Source organism: Bacillus sp. FSL M8-0277, assembly GCF_037975305.1.
Classification (GTDB): domain Bacteria; phylum Bacillota; class Bacilli; order Bacillales; family Bacillaceae; genus Bacillus; species Bacillus pumilus.
Genome location: NZ_CP150255.1, coordinates 1 through 17,211, shown reverse-complemented (window position 1 = coordinate 17,211; position 17,211 = coordinate 1). Strand labels below are relative to the sequence as shown.

General features: G+C 43.8%; 9 protein-coding genes, 2 tRNA genes and 3 rRNA genes. 1 reads left to right on the top strand and 13 read right to left on the bottom strand.

Features of this window, described 5'->3' with window-relative positions:
- Positions 1–122: 122 nt before the first annotated feature.
- Positions 123–1,589, bottom strand: a complete 1,467-nt coding sequence (gene guaB, locus MKZ05_RS00070) for an IMP dehydrogenase (protein ID WP_003218109.1) — start codon at positions 1,587–1,589, stop codon at positions 123–125.
- A 121-nt stretch (positions 1,590–1,710) separates the two neighbouring features.
- Here guaB and MKZ05_RS00065 point away from each other — a divergent pair, with 121 nt between their 5' ends.
- A complete protein-coding gene (locus MKZ05_RS00065) occupies positions 1,711–2,679 on the top strand; it encodes a YaaC family protein (RefSeq protein ID WP_339160899.1) in 969 nt (322 codons plus the stop codon).
- Between the two features lie 11 nt (positions 2,680–2,690).
- On the opposite strand, the gene rrf is transcribed toward MKZ05_RS00065, so the two are convergent.
- From rrf to dnaA, 12 genes are all read right to left on the bottom strand, one after another.
- Positions 2,691–2,806 (bottom strand): 5S ribosomal RNA (rrf, locus tag MKZ05_RS00060).
- A gap of 61 nt (positions 2,807–2,867) precedes the next feature.
- Positions 2,868–5,798: ribosomal RNA gene (locus MKZ05_RS00055) — 23S ribosomal RNA — on the bottom strand.
- Positions 5,799–5,896: 98 nt separating this feature from the next.
- A tRNA-Ala gene (locus MKZ05_RS00050) sits at positions 5,897–5,972 on the bottom strand.
- A gap of 14 nt (positions 5,973–5,986) precedes the next feature.
- A tRNA-Ile gene (locus tag MKZ05_RS00045) sits at positions 5,987–6,063 on the bottom strand.
- 95 nt (positions 6,064–6,158) lie between these two features.
- A 16S ribosomal RNA gene (locus MKZ05_RS00040) occupies positions 6,159–7,707 on the bottom strand.
- The 16S, 23S and 5S rRNA genes sit together here with 2 tRNA genes alongside, the layout of an rRNA operon.
- Positions 7,708–8,072: 365 nt before the next feature.
- On the bottom strand, positions 8,073–10,574 hold the full coding sequence (gene gyrA, locus MKZ05_RS00035) for a DNA gyrase subunit A (protein ID WP_003214767.1): 2,502 nt from the start codon (positions 10,572–10,574) through the stop codon (positions 8,073–8,075).
- Between the two features lie 232 nt (positions 10,575–10,806).
- Positions 10,807–12,723, bottom strand: coding sequence for a DNA topoisomerase (ATP-hydrolyzing) subunit B (gyrB, locus tag MKZ05_RS00030; protein WP_034620352.1), 1,917 nt, complete (start codon positions 12,721–12,723; stop codon positions 10,807–10,809).
- 57 nt (positions 12,724–12,780) lie between these two features.
- Complete coding sequence (locus MKZ05_RS00025; protein ID WP_212046499.1) at positions 12,781–13,026, bottom strand: extracellular matrix/biofilm biosynthesis regulator RemA family protein; 246 nt, start codon at positions 13,024–13,026, stop codon at positions 12,781–12,783.
- Between the two features lie 17 nt (positions 13,027–13,043).
- On the bottom strand, positions 13,044–14,156 hold the full coding sequence (gene recF, locus MKZ05_RS00020) for a DNA replication/repair protein RecF (RefSeq protein WP_003215341.1): 1,113 nt from the start codon (positions 14,154–14,156) through the stop codon (positions 13,044–13,046).
- A 16-nt stretch (positions 14,157–14,172) separates the two neighbouring features.
- The gene (gene yaaA, locus MKZ05_RS00015) at positions 14,173–14,388 is read right to left on the bottom strand and encodes a S4 domain-containing protein YaaA (RefSeq protein WP_003215257.1); all 216 of its coding nucleotides are present in this window, start codon (positions 14,386–14,388) and stop codon (positions 14,173–14,175) included.
- 149 nt (positions 14,389–14,537) lie between these two features.
- Positions 14,538–15,674, bottom strand: a complete 1,137-nt coding sequence (dnaN, locus tag MKZ05_RS00010) for a DNA polymerase III subunit beta (protein ID WP_106033057.1) — start codon at positions 15,672–15,674, stop codon at positions 14,538–14,540.
- Between the two features lie 196 nt (positions 15,675–15,870).
- Positions 15,871–17,211, bottom strand: a complete 1,341-nt coding sequence (gene dnaA, locus MKZ05_RS00005) for a chromosomal replication initiator protein DnaA (protein ID WP_003214781.1) — start codon at positions 17,209–17,211, stop codon at positions 15,871–15,873.

Here is a 17,211-nt window from a genome sequence, read left to right as displayed (position 1 = left end):
CATATATATTTAATCCACAAGGGCTTATTTCAACACAACAGTATAAATTTTATCACAATAAAGACAAAAAAAATAGACAGAGTCATAGACCCTGTCAAATGTAATTTAACTGTCACAATTTATCAAGAAATTGTGTAGTTTGGTGATTCTTTTGTAATTTGTACATCATGTGGATGACTCTCACGAAGTCCTGCACCAGTCATGCGAATGAACTGTGCATCTTCTCTAAGAGAGCGTAAGTCCTGTGTTCCACAATAGCCCATACCAGAACGGATACCGCCAACGAGTTGATACACTGTATCAACGACTGGTCCTTTGTATGGTGTACGGCCTTCAATACCTTCTGGAACGAATTTTTTATTATCTTCTTGGAAGTAACGATCTTTACTTCCTTTTTCCATTGCAGCGACTGAACCCATACCGCGATAAACTTTGAAGCGTCTACCTTGGAAAATTTCTGTGTCTCCTGGGCTTTCAGATGTACCAGCTAGAAGGCTTCCAAGCATTACAGCATGTCCACCAGATGCTAGAGCTTTTACGATATCACCTGAATATTTAATTCCACCATCTGCAATAATAGCTTTACCATGTTTTCTTGCTTCTGTTGCACAATCATAGATCGCTGTGATTTGTGGTACACCAACGCCTGCAACAACACGTGTTGTACAAATAGATCCTGGTCCGATACCGACTTTCACAATATCGGCTCCTGCTTCAAACAATGCTTTAGTTGCTTCGGCTGTTGCAACATTACCAGCAATGATATTAAGAGAAGGATATGTTTCGCGGATTTTCGATACAGTGTTTAGAACACCTTGTGAATGACCATGTGCCGTATCAATGACAACGACATCCACATTGGCTTCGACTAATTTTCTTACACGAGTCATTGTATCGCCAGTGACACCAACAGCGGCACCAACAATTAAACGACCATGTGCATCTTTAGAGGAGTTAGGGAATTCGATCACTTTTTCAATATCTTTGATGGTGATGAGACCTTTTAACGTTCCTTCGTCATCTAAAAGAGGTAATTTTTCAATTTTGTATTGCTGTAGGATTTTTTCAGCTTCTTCTAACGTCGTACCGACAGAAGCTGTCACAAGTTCCTCTTTTGTCATCACATCGCTAATCTTCATTGAATAATCCGAAATAAATCGAAGGTCACGGTTCGTAATAATACCGACAAGCTTTTGATCTTCTATGTTATTTACAATCGGTACACCTGAAATACGGTATTTACCCATTAAGTGCTCTGCATCAAAGACTTGATGCTCAGGTGTTAAGAAGAATGGATTTGTAATAACGCCGCGCTCTGAACGTTTTACTTTATCCACTTGCTCTGCTTGTTGCTCAATAGACATGTTCTTATGAATGATACCAAGACCACCTTGACGTGCCATTGCAATCGCCATTTGTGATTCAGTCACCGTGTCCATTCCTGCACTGATAATTGGAATGTTTAGTTTTAATGTGCTTGTTAACTCAACTGATAAATCGACATCTCGCGGAAGTACTTCAGACTTAGCTGGAACAAGCAAAACATCGTCAAACGTCAAACCTTCTTTTGAAAATTTACTTTCCCACATTAGTAAATCCCCCTCTTTTCGGCAAAATATTATATGTAGATTATCAACTAGCAAACAGCATGTCAAGGAAGCAACAAACAGTTGCAATTTTTAGAAAATATAAAGAGAGTTGAGGAAGAAGATGAAAAGTTCAGGATGGAAGGATTTAAAACGTTTTTACTCACTCGAAACTTCCCAAAAGTTTCTATATCAACAATATGAGAAACGGAACATTCAAGATGCAAACCAGCAAGCCTTTAAAAACTGTGAACGGTTTATTTATTTTTTAAAGCATGGCCATACGTTCTATGAACAGGCAGCTATCGCTCCACTCGAACTGAAGCCCATTTTATTGTTTTATGGAATGGCTCAGTTACTAAAGGCCTGTTTACTGACAGTTGATCCTCACTATCCTTCTCAAACCTCTGTTTTGGCCCATGGCGTAACATCGAGAAAGAGAAAGAAGCAGCACTACCGTTTTAGTGAAGATGAGGTGAAAATTCAACGAAATGGACTATGCATGCATGTGTTAAAGCATCTATTTCATTTAAATGGACTTGAAGATGAGCGATTTACGATGATTCATCTCCTTTCAAAGATACCGGAAATGAGTCATATTCTAGATTTTCAAAAACAGCCCTCAGCATTAGTGAAAGTGGAAAAGGCCAATGGGATGATGATTCAAGATCATATTCCATTGCTTTATAACATGTCTGCTGAACGCTTTATTGAATACTTTGAGTTTCATACAAGTTGGAAACTCAGACAGAGAGCAGCGAAAAAGCTGACGTTTGATGTATCTCTAGAAGAAAACCCAGCGCTGGCTACTCATCTTCATTATGATTTAGAAATGGATCAATGGTATATTCCGTCAACGCGTGATTCCTTTTTAGGGATTCCTGAGATCATCAGTCATTACTTATTAATGTATAACCTCAGTATGATTGCCCGCTACGAAACTGAATGGTGGTACGAGCTGCTGTCTCAATACATTAGTGATGATTACGTCATGATTGAACGCTACATGGAGATTGCCGAAGAGAAGTTCCCAGCTTATATCATGATGCTATTAGAAGAAAAAACAAAAAAGACCAGTTCCGTATGGAACTGATCCTTATACAAGCTTGGCGGCGTCCTACTCTCACAGGGGGAGACCCCCAACTACCATCGGCGCTGAAGAGCTTAACTTCCGTGTTCGGTATGGGAACGGGTGTGACCTCTTCGCTATCGCCACCAAACCTGATGGAGAGAATGTTCTCTCAAAACTAGATAACAATGTTCAAACTTCACATTAGAATATAGGTTAAGTCCTCGATCTATTAGTATCTGTCAGCTCCACGTGTCACCACGCTTCCACCTCAGACCTATCAACCTGATCATCTTTCAGGGATCTTACTTCCTTGCGGAATGGGAAATCTCATCTTGAGGGGGGCTTCATGCTTAGATGCTTTCAGCACTTATCCCGTCCGCACATAGCTACCCAGCGATGCCCTTGGCAGAACAACTGGTACACCAGCGGTGCGTCCATCCCGGTCCTCTCGTACTAAGGACAGCTCCTCTCAAATTTCCTGCGCCCGCGACGGATAGGGACCGAACTGTCTCACGACGTTCTGAACCCAGCTCGCGTACCGCTTTAATGGGCGAACAGCCCAACCCTTGGGACCGACTACAGCCCCAGGATGCGATGAGCCGACATCGAGGTGCCAAACCTCCCCGTCGATGTGGACTCTTGGGGGAGATAAGCCTGTTATCCCCGGGGTAGCTTTTATCCGTTGAGCGATGGCCCTTCCATGCGGAACCACCGGATCACTAAGCCCGACTTTCGTCCCTGCTCGACTTGTAGGTCTCGCAGTCAAGCTCCCTTGTGCCTTTACACTCTGCGAATGATTTCCAACCATTCTGAGGGAACCTTTGGGCGCCTCCGTTACATTTTAGGAGGCGACCGCCCCAGTCAAACTGCCCACCTGACACTGTCTCCCTGCCCGATAAGGGCAGCGGGTTAGAAGGTCAATACAGCCAGGGTAGTATCCCACCGATGCCTCCACCGAAGCTAGCGCTCCGGTTTCCAAGGCTCCTACCTATCCTGTACAAGCTGTACCAACATTCAATATCAGGCTGCAGTAAAGCTCCACGGGGTCTTTCCGTCCTGTCGCGGGTAACCTGCATCTTCACAGGTACTATAATTTCACCGAGTCTCTCGTTGAGACAGTGCCCAGATCGTTGCGCCTTTCGTGCGGGTCGGAACTTACCCGACAAGGAATTTCGCTACCTTAGGACCGTTATAGTTACGGCCGCCGTTTACTGGGGCTTCAATTCGCACCTTCGCTTACGCTAAGCGCTCCTCTTAACCTTCCAGCACCGGGCAGGCGTCAGCCCCTATACTTCGCCTTACGGCTTCGCAGAGACCTGTGTTTTTGCTAAACAGTCGCCTGGGCCTATTCACTGCGGCTTCTCGGGGCTTTAACACCCTAAGAAGCACCCCTTCTCCCGAAGTTACGGGGTCATTTTGCCGAGTTCCTTAACGAGAGTTCTCTCGATCACCTTAGGATTCTCTCCTCGCCTACCTGTGTCGGTTTGCGGTACGGGCACCTCTCACCTCGCTAGAGGCTTTTCTTGGCAGTGTGGAATCAGGAACTTCGCTACTAAATTTCGCTCGCCATCACAGCTCAGCCTTTACGGGAAACGGATTTGCCTATTTCCCAGCCTAACTGCTTGGACGCGGATATCCAATACCGCGCTTACCCTATCCTCCTGCGTCCCCCCATTGCTCAAATGGTGAGGAGGTGGTACAGGAATATCAACCTGTTGTCCATCGCCTACGCCTTTCGGCCTCGGCTTAGGTCCCGACTAACCCTGAGCGGACGAGCCTTCCTCAGGAAACCTTAGGCATTCGGTGGACGGGATTCTCACCCGTCTTTCGCTACTCATACCGGCATTCTCACTTCTAAGCGCTCCACCAGTCCTTCCGGTCTGACTTCACAGCACTTAGAACGCTCTCCTACCACTGTTCGTAAGAACAGTCCGCAGCTTCGGTGATACGTTTAGCCCCGGTACATTTTCGGCGCAGAGTCACTCGACCAGTGAGCTATTACGCACTCTTTAAATGGTGGCTGCTTCTAAGCCAACATCCTGGTTGTCTAAGCAACTCCACATCCTTTTCCACTTAACGTATACTTTGGGACCTTAGCTGGCGGTCTGGGCTGTTTCCCTTTCGACTACGGATCTTATCACTCGCAGTCTGACTCCCAAGGATAAGTCATCGGCATTCGGAGTTTGACTGAATTCGGTAACCCGGTAGGGGCCCCTAGTCCAATCAGTGCTCTACCTCCGAGACTCTTACCTTGAGGCTAGCCCTAAAGCTATTTCGGAGAGAACCAGCTATCTCCAGGTTCGATTGGCATTTCACCCCTACCCACACCTCATCCCCGCACTTTTCAACGTGCGTGGGTTCGGGCCTCCATTCAGTGTTACCTGAACTTCACCCTGGACATGGGTAGATCACCTGGTTTCGGGTCTACGACCACGTACTCATGCGCCCTATTCAGACTCGCTTTCGCTGCGGCTCCGCATCTTCTGCTTAACCTTGCACGGGATCGTAACTCGCCGGTTCATTCTACAAAAGGCACGCCATCACCCTTTAACGGGCTCTGACTACTTGTAGGCACACGGTTTCAGGATCTATTTCACTCCCCTTCCGGGGTGCTTTTCACCTTTCCCTCACGGTACTGGTTCACTATCGGTCACTAGGGAGTATTTAGCCTTGGGAGATGGTCCTCCCGGATTCCGACGGAATTTCACGTGTTCCGCCGTACTCAGGATCCACTCTGGAGAGAACAACATTTCAGTTACAGGGCTGTTACCTTCTTTGGCGGGCCTTTCCAGACCTCTTCGCTTATATCGTTCCTTTGTAACTCCGTATAGAGTGTCCTACAACCCCAAGAGGCAAGCCTCTTGGTTTGGGCTGTTCCCGTTTCGCTCGCCGCTACTCAGGGAATCGCATTTGCTTTCTCTTCCTCCGGGTACTTAGATGTTTCAGTTCCCCGGGTATGCCTTCTCATACTCTATGTATTCAAGTATGGATACTACTCCATTACGAGCAGTGGGTTTCCCCATTCGGAAATCTCCGGATCAAAGCTTGCTTACAGCTCCCCGAAGCATATCGGTGTTCGTCCCGTCCTTCATCGGCTCCTAGTGCCAAGGCATCCACCGTGCGCCCTTTCTAACTTAACCATTTCTTACTTTAGAAAGAATCACTATGTGTGATGAACTTTGCATTGCATTCAATGTGAATGTATTACTTATTGTTATCTAGTTTTCAAAGAACACGTTGGTGGAGCCTAGCGGGATCGAACCGCTGACCTCCTGCGTGCAAGGCAGGCGCTCTCCCAGCTGAGCTAAGGCCCCGATTTAATAGAAGATGGTGGGCCTGAGTGGACTCGAACCACCGACCTCACGCTTATCAGGCGTGCGCTCTAACCAGCTGAGCTACAGGCCCATCTTTCATATCGAAGATATGATGTTGTAGGATCTTTTGCAAGTTCCTTCAAAACTAAACAAGACGAAAACGCACACTGCTCCATATATCCTTAGAAAGGAGGTGATCCAGCCGCACCTTCCGATACGGCTACCTTGTTACGACTTCACCCCAATCATCTGCCCCACCTTCGGCGGCTGGCTCCATAAAGGTTACCTCACCGACTTCGGGTGTTGCAAACTCTCGTGGTGTGACGGGCGGTGTGTACAAGGCCCGGGAACGTATTCACCGCGGCATGCTGATCCGCGATTACTAGCGATTCCAGCTTCACGCAGTCGAGTTGCAGACTGCGATCCGAACTGAGAACAGATTTATGGGATTGGCTAAACCTTGCGGTCTCGCAGCCCTTTGTTCTGTCCATTGTAGCACGTGTGTAGCCCAGGTCATAAGGGGCATGATGATTTGACGTCATCCCCACCTTCCTCCGGTTTGTCACCGGCAGTCACCTTAGAGTGCCCAACTAAATGCTGGCAACTAAGATCAAGGGTTGCGCTCGTTGCGGGACTTAACCCAACATCTCACGACACGAGCTGACGACAACCATGCACCACCTGTCACTCTGTCCCCGAAGGGAAAGCCCTATCTCTAGGGTTGTCAGAGGATGTCAAGACCTGGTAAGGTTCTTCGCGTTGCTTCGAATTAAACCACATGCTCCACCGCTTGTGCGGGCCCCCGTCAATTCCTTTGAGTTTCAGTCTTGCGACCGTACTCCCCAGGCGGAGTGCTTAATGCGTTAGCTGCAGCACTAAGGGGCGGAAACCCCCTAACACTTAGCACTCATCGTTTACGGCGTGGACTACCAGGGTATCTAATCCTGTTCGCTCCCCACGCTTTCGCTCCTCAGCGTCAGTTACAGACCAGAGAGTCGCCTTCGCCACTGGTGTTCCTCCACATCTCTACGCATTTCACCGCTACACGTGGAATTCCACTCTCCTCTTCTGCACTCAAGTTTCCCAGTTTCCAATGACCCTCCCCGGTTGAGCCGGGGGCTTTCACATCAGACTTAAGAAACCGCCTGCGAGCCCTTTACGCCCAATAATTCCGGACAACGCTTGCCACCTACGTATTACCGCGGCTGCTGGCACGTAGTTAGCCGTGGCTTTCTGGTTAGGTACCGTCAAGGTGCGAGCAGTTACTCTCGCACTTGTTCTTCCCTAACAACAGAGCTTTACGATCCGAAAACCTTCATCACTCACGCGGCGTTGCTCCGTCAGACTTTCGTCCATTGCGGAAGATTCCCTACTGCTGCCTCCCGTAGGAGTCTGGGCCGTGTCTCAGTCCCAGTGTGGCCGATCACCCTCTCAGGTCGGCTACGCATCGTCGCCTTGGTGAGCCATTACCCCACCAACTAGCTAATGCGCCGCGGGTCCATCTGTAAGTGACAGCCGAAACCGTCTTTCATCCTTGAACCATGCGGTTCAAGGAACTATCCGGTATTAGCTCCGGTTTCCCGGAGTTATCCCAGTCTTACAGGCAGGTTACCCACGTGTTACTCACCCGTCCGCCGCTAACATCCGGGAGCAAGCTCCCTTCTGTTCGCTCGACTTGCATGTATTAGGCACGCCGCCAGCGTTCGTCCTGAGCCAGGATCAAACTCTCCGAAAAAGTACAAAACCGAAGTTTTGTTTTTCGTCAGCGTTTGACTGACTACCTATGATATAACATAGGATTTTTTTATAAAAACTCGAATTATCAGGTACGTTTTGTCTTGTTTAGTTTTCAAAGAACTTGTGTGTCACTCTCTTAAAGCGACCACTTAAATATATCATATATCTCTATCAACAGTCAACATTTTTCTTAAAAAACATTTTGTTTTTCTAAGAAGTTTTTACTGGGGAATGAGATAAAAAATAGAGCCTCTTTTTGCTCCTTTGAAAGATTAACACATATCTATGAAAAAAGCATTATAAATTTCAAAAAAAGTGATGTTTTTTAAAAAAAATAAAGCCGGTGAAAAACCGGCTTTATTTTTACTCAGATTGCTCTTGATCTGACTCTATATTCTCTACGTTCTCTTCATTATCTTCATCGTCTTCTTGTGATTGTTCAACTAATGCCACTGTTGCGACATGTTCCTCATCACCAAGACGGATTAGGCGGACACCTTGAGTGACACGGCCTGTTGTCGAAATGTCTGAAACGGCCATACGAATGATGACACCGCTCCCTGTAATAATCATCAAGTCTTCTTCAGCTTCAGCATTGGTCGCCTTCACTGTGACAAGCGGACCATTGTTGTCAGTGATCTTGCATGTTTTAAGACCTTTACCGCCTCGAGTTTGAACACGGTATTCTTTTTCAGGCGTTAATTTACCATAACCTCTTTCGGTTACGATCAATACGTTTGCATCTGGCTCAAGGATTTCCATTCCAACGACGATGTCATCCTCAGAAAGTGTAATCCCTTTGACCCCAGCTGCCGTACGTCCCATTTCACGAACATCTGTCTCGGCGAAACGAATCAGCATCCCCTTTTTCGTTCCAATGATGATTTGTTTTTCTCCATTGGTTAAACGAACAGCCATCAGTTCATCTTCGTCACGAAGGCTAAGTGCAATAAGACCGTTGTTTCGAATGTTAGCGAACTGAGACAATGTCGTCCGTTTTGATACACCGTGTCTTGTTGTAAAGAAGAGGTACGAATTTTCATCAAATTCGCTTACTGGAATAATGGCGTTAATCCATTCTCCCTTTTCTACTTCAAGAAGGTTAATGATCGGAATCCCTTTCGCTGTCCGTCCGAATTCAGGAATCTCATACCCTTTCGCACGATATACCTTCCCTTTATTAGAGAAGAAAAGAATCGTATCGTGGGTCGATGTTGAAATCAACTGTTCAACGAAATCATCTTCGTTGGTTCCCATTCCTTGGACACCTTTACCGCCTCTTTTTTGACTGCGGTATGTTGATGCAGGGAGACGCTTGATATAACCATTATGCGTCAGCGTAATCACGATGTTCTCAACAGGAATCAAATCTTCGTCTTCAATTGTTTCAATACCCGCTGTCACAATTTCAGTACGGCGCGTATCATTGAAGCGTTCTTTAATTTCTATTAATTCTTCTCTAATGATTTCAAGTACTTTCTCATTGTCTGCTAAAATGGCTTTTAATTCAGCAATCAAATCAACAAGTCCTTTATATTCATCTTCTATCTTTTCTCGTTCTAGACCAGTCAAACGCTGAAGTCGCATATCAAGAATGGCCTGTGCCTGTTTTTCAGACAAGCTATAGTTCTCCATCAAACCATTTCTCGCAATTTCCGCAGTTTGAGAGCCTCTAATTAAAGCAATGACTTCATCTAAGTGATCAAGTGCAATTCTCAGACCTTCTAAAATGTGTGCTCTTGCTTCTGCTTTACGTAGCTCATACGCTGTTCTTCTGCGAATGATCACTTTTTGATGCTCTAGATAGTACTCTAGACATTGTTTGAGGGACAAGACTTTCGGCTGTCCATCAACAAGTGCTAATAAGTTGATACCAAAAGACGTTTGAAGTGTCGTTTGTTTATAAAGATTGTTTAATAGAACATGAACGTTTGCATCTCTACGCAGTTCAATGACAATACGCATACCATTACGATCTGATTCATCACGCAAGTCTGTAATGCCATCAATCTTTTTATCACGCACAAGATCAGCAATTTTTTCAATTAAACGGGCTTTGTTGACTTGGTAAGGGATCTCATTGATAACAATGCGCTGTTTACCACTAGATGTTTCCTCAATATCCGATTTTGCTCTTAATGTAATAGAGCCGCGCCCTGTCTCATACGCCTTCCGAATACCACTTCGGCCAATGATTTGACCTGCTGTTGGGAAATCTGGGCCTGGGATGATGTCCATAAGTTCCTGTGTGGTCATTTCAGGGTTTTGACTGATAGCCAATACTCCATCAATCACTTCACCTAATTGGTGTGGCGGAATATTGGTCGCCATTCCTACAGCAATTCCTGTCGCTCCGTTGACCAATAAGTTCGGGAACCTTGCAGGCATCACCATTGGCTCTCTTTCACTGCCGTCATAGTTATCCTGATAATCAATGGTATCCTTAGTGATATCACGGAGGATTTCCATAGAAATCTTCGATAGACGTGCCTCGGTGTAACGCATCGCCGCTGCTCCGTCTCCATCGACTGAACCAAAGTTTCCATGACCATCTACTAACATATAACGATAGTTGAAGTCTTGCGCCATACGAACCATCGCTTCGTATACAGCACTGTCACCATGAGGGTGATACTTACCGATAACTTCCCCGACGATACGTGCAGATTTCTTAAATGGTTTATCACTTGTCATACCTAGGTCATTCATCGCATACAAAATTCTTCGATGCACGGGCTTTAATCCGTCACGCACATCTGGTAATGCACGCGACACAATCACACTCATTGCATAATCTAAAAAAGACGTACGCATTTCCTGACTAATATTCACTTCGCGTACATTTGGTGTATGTTGTTCACTCACTATAAGAACCTCCCTTTACGTATCACATGAAATAAATTATGTGGGAGTAAAATATGTATTTATCTTCACAAGACTATTCTCCATTATATCAATAATCTCGTCTTTATACACATTTATTTACTAGAAAATCAGCGAAAACACGGAAAAACAGGACATTGGTTACACGCCCCTATTTCTTGAAAAACAACCTTATTCCAAACAAGAAATAAGGTTGTTCTCAGTAGGGATCTATCTAAATATCGAGGTTTTTCACGTATTGCGCATTTTCTTCGATAAAGTTTCTTCTCGGCTCTACTTTATCTCCCATGAGCATTTCAAATGTCTCATCAGCATCGATCGCATCCTCAAGTGTGACTTGAAGAAGTGTTCTCGCATCAGGGTCCATTGTTGTTTCCCAAAGCTGAGTTGCGTTCATTTCTCCAAGACCTTTATAGCGCTGAAGTCCAGGTTTTGGTGTTTGAGGCAATGTCTTTAGCAGCTCATCTAGCTGTTTATCGTTATACACATACTCAACACGTTTACCTTGCTGCACTTTAAATAAAGGTGGCTGCGCAATATACACATAACCGTTTTCAATGATTTCACGCATGTAGCGATAGAAGAATGTTAAAAGCAGCGTTCGAATGTGCGCTCCATCGACATCCGCATCCGTCATGATCACAACTTTGTGATAGCGAGCTTTCTCTAAATTAAAGTCTTCTCCGATTCCAGTCCCTAACGCTGTAATCATTGACCGAACCTCGTTGTTCGATAGAATTTTATCTAGTCGCGCTTTTTCTACGTTTAGGATCTTCCCTCTTAACGGTAAGATTGCTTGGAAGTGACGATCACGACCTTGCTTAGCAGATCCACCCGCAGAATCTCCCTCTACGATATAAAGTTCAGAGATGGAAGGGTCTTTAGAAGAACAATCCGCCAGTTTCCCCGGTAAGCTGGAGACTTCCAGTGCACTTTTACGTCTTGTCAGCTCACGTGCCTTTTTGGCAGCCATTCTTGCACGAGCTGCCATCACGCCTTTCTCCACAATTTTCTTTGCAGCATCAGGGTTCTCTAAGAGGAATTTCTCAAGTGCTTCAGAGAAAAGGGAGTCGGTAATGGTTCTTGCTTCTGAGTTACCGAGCTTTGTCTTCGTTTGTCCTTCGAATTGAGGATCTGGATGTTTGATGGAAATAATGGCTGTTAAGCCTTCTCGCACATCTTCACCGCTCAAATTCGAGTCTCCATCTTTGAATACGCCATTTTTACGAGCATAATCATTGATGACACGCGTCAGACCTGTTTTAAAGCCTGCTTCGTGTGTTCCGCCTTCATACGTGTTGATATTGTTGGCGAAGGAATAGATGTTGCTTGTATAGGAATCGTTATATTGTAATGCCACTTCAACCGTGATTCCATCTTTTTCACCTTCGATGTAAACGGGTTCTTCATGAACGACTTCTTTTGAGCGATTTAAATGTTCTACATAGCTCTTAATACCGCCTTCATAGCAGTATTCATTTCGTCGTTCTTTCCCCTCGCGTAAATCTTCAATAACGATGTTGACACCTTTTGTTAAGAAAGCTAACTCACGTACACGGTTGGCAAGTGTGTCGTAATCAAATTCAATGGTTTCAGTAAAAATTTCTGTATCTGGCACAAAATGAGTGGTTGTCCCTGTAACATCTGTTTCACCAATGATCTCTAAATCTCCAACTGGAACACCACGTTTGAATTGTTGATAATGAATTTTCCCATCACGATATACGGTCACGTCTAAGGTCGTAGATAACGCATTAACAACAGATGCCCCTACGCCATGCAGACCGCCAGATACTTTATAACCGCTGCCGTCAAATTTACCGCCAGCGTGAAGAACAGTCATAATAACCTCTACAGCAGGACGTCCCATTTTCTCATGAATCCCAACAGGAATTCCGCGGCCATTATCTTTCACTGTAATGCTATTATCCTTTTCAATTTGCACCGTAATATCTGTGCAATATCCAGCTAAAGCCTCATCAATACTGTTGTCGACAATTTCCCATACAAGATGGTGAAGTCCTTTTGCACTGGTTGACCCAATGTACATTCCTGGACGTTTTCTAACAGCTTCTAGTCCTTCAAGCACCTGTATCTGATTTTCATCATAACTATTATGTTGCTGTTCCATTGCCACGTACATTCACCTACACTTTTCTTAAACGATATATTTATATGAATTGAGCTTTTAGACTTCAATTTCAATCACAAATGAAGCACGTTTTTTGAGCGTGCTTGAGGAAAGAGGAGAGTAATAAACAGATTTAGTTGTGACGACGATGGATTTGGGTGTCCCTTGTGATAACGAAATGATTTGTCTTTCGTGTTTTAGGAGAAACTCTTCCACAACAGAAGACGACCTCATTTTGTAATCAACAATTGCGACAATCTCTCGTGTAGAAACAACACAATCATCACCTAAATGAATATACAAGACCCACACCTCATTTATCAGTCAATTACTTTTCCACTGGCTACTCTGAAAATTTCCGCTTCTTTCAAGGTGGCGTGATCGATGCCTTCAACACTTGTTGTGGTGACGAAGGTCTGTACACGTCCCTGAATGGTATGGAGCAAATGAGACTGTCTGTAATCATCAAGTTCAGATAAAACATCATCGAGTAGAAGAATGGGATATTCTCCAATCTCTTCGTGTATCAAGTCGATTTCTGCCAGCTTTAGTGAAAGAGCTGTTGTTCTTTGCTGCCCTTGAGAGCCATATGTCTGAACATCCCGACCATTCACAAAGAAAAGAAGGTCATCTCTGTGAGGTCCCCACAGCGTCACTCCTCGGTCTATTTCTCTGTCTCTTAGTTTCTGAAACGATTCTTCATAGCTATTCTTTATTTTCGACAAGTCTGACGCTTCTGATACCTCTATCGCCGTGTGGTATTGGAGCGTGAGTGTTTCTAGCTCTCTAGAAATGCCAAAATGCAACGGCTGCGCCCATTTCTCGAGCTGTTTCGTAAAAGTCAGTCGTCTTTTGACAACTTTCGCTGCCGCATCAATCAACTGCTCTGTTAAAACCTCCAGCATCGCTTGATCCTTTTGCTTTCTTGTCTGCAATTGTTTCAAGTAATGATTCCGCTGAGAGAGAATTTTTTGATAGAGCGATAAATCATGCAAGTAGACAGCAGAAACTTGTCCAATCTCCATATCGAGAAATCTTCTGCGGATTTGCGGGCTGCCCTTCACAAGACTTAAGTCCTCTGGTGCAAACATGATGGTGTTTAACGCACCAACATAATGACTGAGCTTCTGTTGTTCAATGTGATTGACCTTGCCCTTTTTCCCTTTTTTTGAGATCACGAGCTGCATTGGGAGTGGACCATTTTTTTTGATGACTCTACCTTCTATTTTAGCATAGTCTTGGTCCCATCGGATAAGTTCTTTATCATTTGACGTACGATGCGACTTTGCCATCGACAATACATAGATCGCTTCCATCAAGTTCGTTTTACCTTGGGCATTCTCACCGATCATGACATTCACCTTGTTGTCGAATTGAAGCTCGGTGTGTTCATAGTTTCGGTATGAAGTTAACGCCAGACTTTGAATGTACATGTATTGTCACCCGTTTCTAATTCACAACTTGAAATGTGCCATAACCTTCTATCTCGACAACATCTCCTGGGTATAGTTTGCGTCCCCGTCTATTATCTGGCTCTTGATTAATGAACACCTCATGTTCACTTAAAAACCATTTCGCCATTCCGCCAGATTGGATGACTTCGGCTAATTTCAAAAACTGCCCTAATGTAATCATTTCTTTCTCAATGGTTATAAGATTAGGCATTGTATCGACCTCTTTCAATATCACTAATATCTAATTGTACTAAAAAACAAGACAAGAAGGAAAGGGGGAAAGCGAACTGGGATGAAAGAAAGCATGGTAAACGAGAAGAAAAGCTGCTGTGCACTCTCACAGCAGCTATTTTAGTTGAATTAATATGTTCTGACTGGAAGAATCAACTGCAATATTGAATCATCATTTGGTGTGCGCAACAGGAAAGGTCTCATGGCGCCAGTAAAGCTTACATGAATTTCAGTTCCCTCTAATACTTTTAACGCATCCAGCATATATTTTGGACTGAAGGAGATTTTAAGGTCCTCCCCTTTAATGTCATCTGCTTGAACCGTTTCGACTACTTTACCGATCTCAGGTGAATTAGAAGAAATCTCAAGGCTTTGTTCAGGATCAGCTGACAGCTTTACGACGTTATTGCGTCCTTCTCTTGCCAAAAGTGATGCACGATCAATAGCTTGAAGGAATTCCTTCGTGTTGACCACGACATCCGTTTTACTTTCCTGCGGGATCAGACGAGCTGTATCTGGATAATTACCATCCAGCAATCTTGAGAAGAACAACACGTTTTGTGCTTTAAAGAGAACTTGTGTTTCTGTAATTACGATGCTCACAAGATCTTGTCCATCATCAAGGATTCTACTTAGCTCTGTTAAACTTTTCCCTGGAATCACGACATTGTATGAGCTTTCCTCGTCAATATCCAACTTCGCTTTTCTTAAAGCAAGACGGTGGCTATCCGTCGCTGTGCATATTAATTCACCTTTTTCTACCCTCCAGTTTACACCTGTCAAGATAGGTCGTGTTTCTGAGGTGGACACTGCAAAAACAGTTTGACGAATTAAGTTTTTAAGCAGGTCTGTCGGAATTTGAAATGCATGATGCTCTTCAATTTGCGGAAGATGCGGATATTCCTCAGCATCTAAGCCGTTTAAGTTAAATTCCGCTGAACCAGAACGGATGATGGTGAGGTGATTTTGTTCTACTTCAATTTCGACAGTAGTCATTGGCAGTTTCTTCACAATTTCACTAAAGAAGCGGGCCTGAAGCACAATACTCCCTGGACGATCAATCGTGATCACTTCTAAATCTCCATCTCTTTGAGAAATAAAGGATTCAATTGAGATATCAGAGTCGCTTCCTGTGAGAGAAACCCCCTCATCAGATGCAACAATTTTTATCCCTGTCAAAATAGGTATCGTTGTTCTAGAGGATACGGCCTTTAATACATCTTGGACACTTTCGACAAGACGATCTTTTTGAATCGTGAATTTCATAGTGGTCCTCCTAAATTTTCTTAATGACATGTATATATATTTTATTAATAAAAATCGTAGAAGTAATAGTAGGGCTTGTGAATATGTGGATAAGTCGGTAATAAGAAAGGAAAGACAGCCTATCCACATGTGGACAGACTGTGTATGACTATGCTCTAGTTATTCACATTTTCCCGTACTTATTATATCAGCTAGGTTATTTTAATTGTTCTTTGATTTCTTTCACATGCTGCTGAAGCTGTTCATCTTCAACGATTAATTTCGAAATCTTCTCATGAGCATGAATGACAGTCGTATGATCACGACCTCCAAATTCTTCTCCTATTTTAGGCAGAGAGGAATCAGTCATTTCTCTAGAGAGATACATGGCAATTTGTCTTGGATAAGCAACTGACTTCGTACGTTTCTTCGCTTTGAAATCCTCTAAGCGAATATTAAATTGCTGCCCTACAATTCTTTGAATATCTTTAATTGTAATGATCCTTGGCTTCGATGAAGGAATGATGTCCTTTAGCGCCTCAGCTGCTAGATCCGCATTGATATCTTTATTAATTAAAGAAGAATAAGCAACGACACGAATCAAAGCACCCTCCAGTTCACGAATGTTGCTGTCGATTTGATTGGCAATATAAAGCATGACTTCATTCGGAATGTCTAATCCCTCTGCTTTTGCCTTTTTTCGTAAAATCGCAATACGCGTTTCTAAATCTGGCGGGGTAATGTCTGTGATTAAGCCCCATTCGAATCGAGAGCGTAATCTGTCTTCAAGTGTCGGAATTTCTTTCGGCGGCCGATCACTAGAAATGACGATTTGCTTACTTTCTTCGTGAAGTGTGTTGAATGTATGGAAAAATTCTTCTTGTGTTTGTTCTTTTCCTGCTAAAAATTGAATATCATCTATCAAAAGCACATCGACATTCCGATAGCGATTACGGAAATCGACAGCTTTGTTGTCTCGGATTGAGTTGATAAATTCATTTGTAAATTTTTCAGATGATAGATAGACCACTTTGGCTGATGGATTATGGTCGATGACATAATGACCAATCGCATGCATCAAGTGAGTCTTTCCTAAACCAACGCCCCCATAAATAAAGAGCGGATTATATGCTTTTGCTGGTGCTTCCGCAACTGCAAGTGAAGCGGCATGCGCAAATCGGTTGCCTGAACCAATAACAAAAGTATCAAATGTATATTTTGGATTCAGCATATTTTGTGGAATATCGACGGGATCTTCTTTAGACATTTTTTTAATTGGAGACTTTGGCATAGCTTCCACTTCATCCTGATTTTGAGGAATAATAAATTTAATACTGAGCTCTTCACCTGTCAGTTCGTAGATGGTATCAGCAATTAAGTGAAGATATCTTGATTCCAGCCAGTCTCTAGCAAATTCATTTGGTGCGGTAATTGTAAGCGTATCACCTTGAAGAGAATGGGCTTTTGTCGATTTCATCCATGTCTCAAAACTGGGCTTGCTCAACTTTGTCTCTATTTTTTGAAGTGCTTTATTCCACAGATCCAAAATATTTTCCAT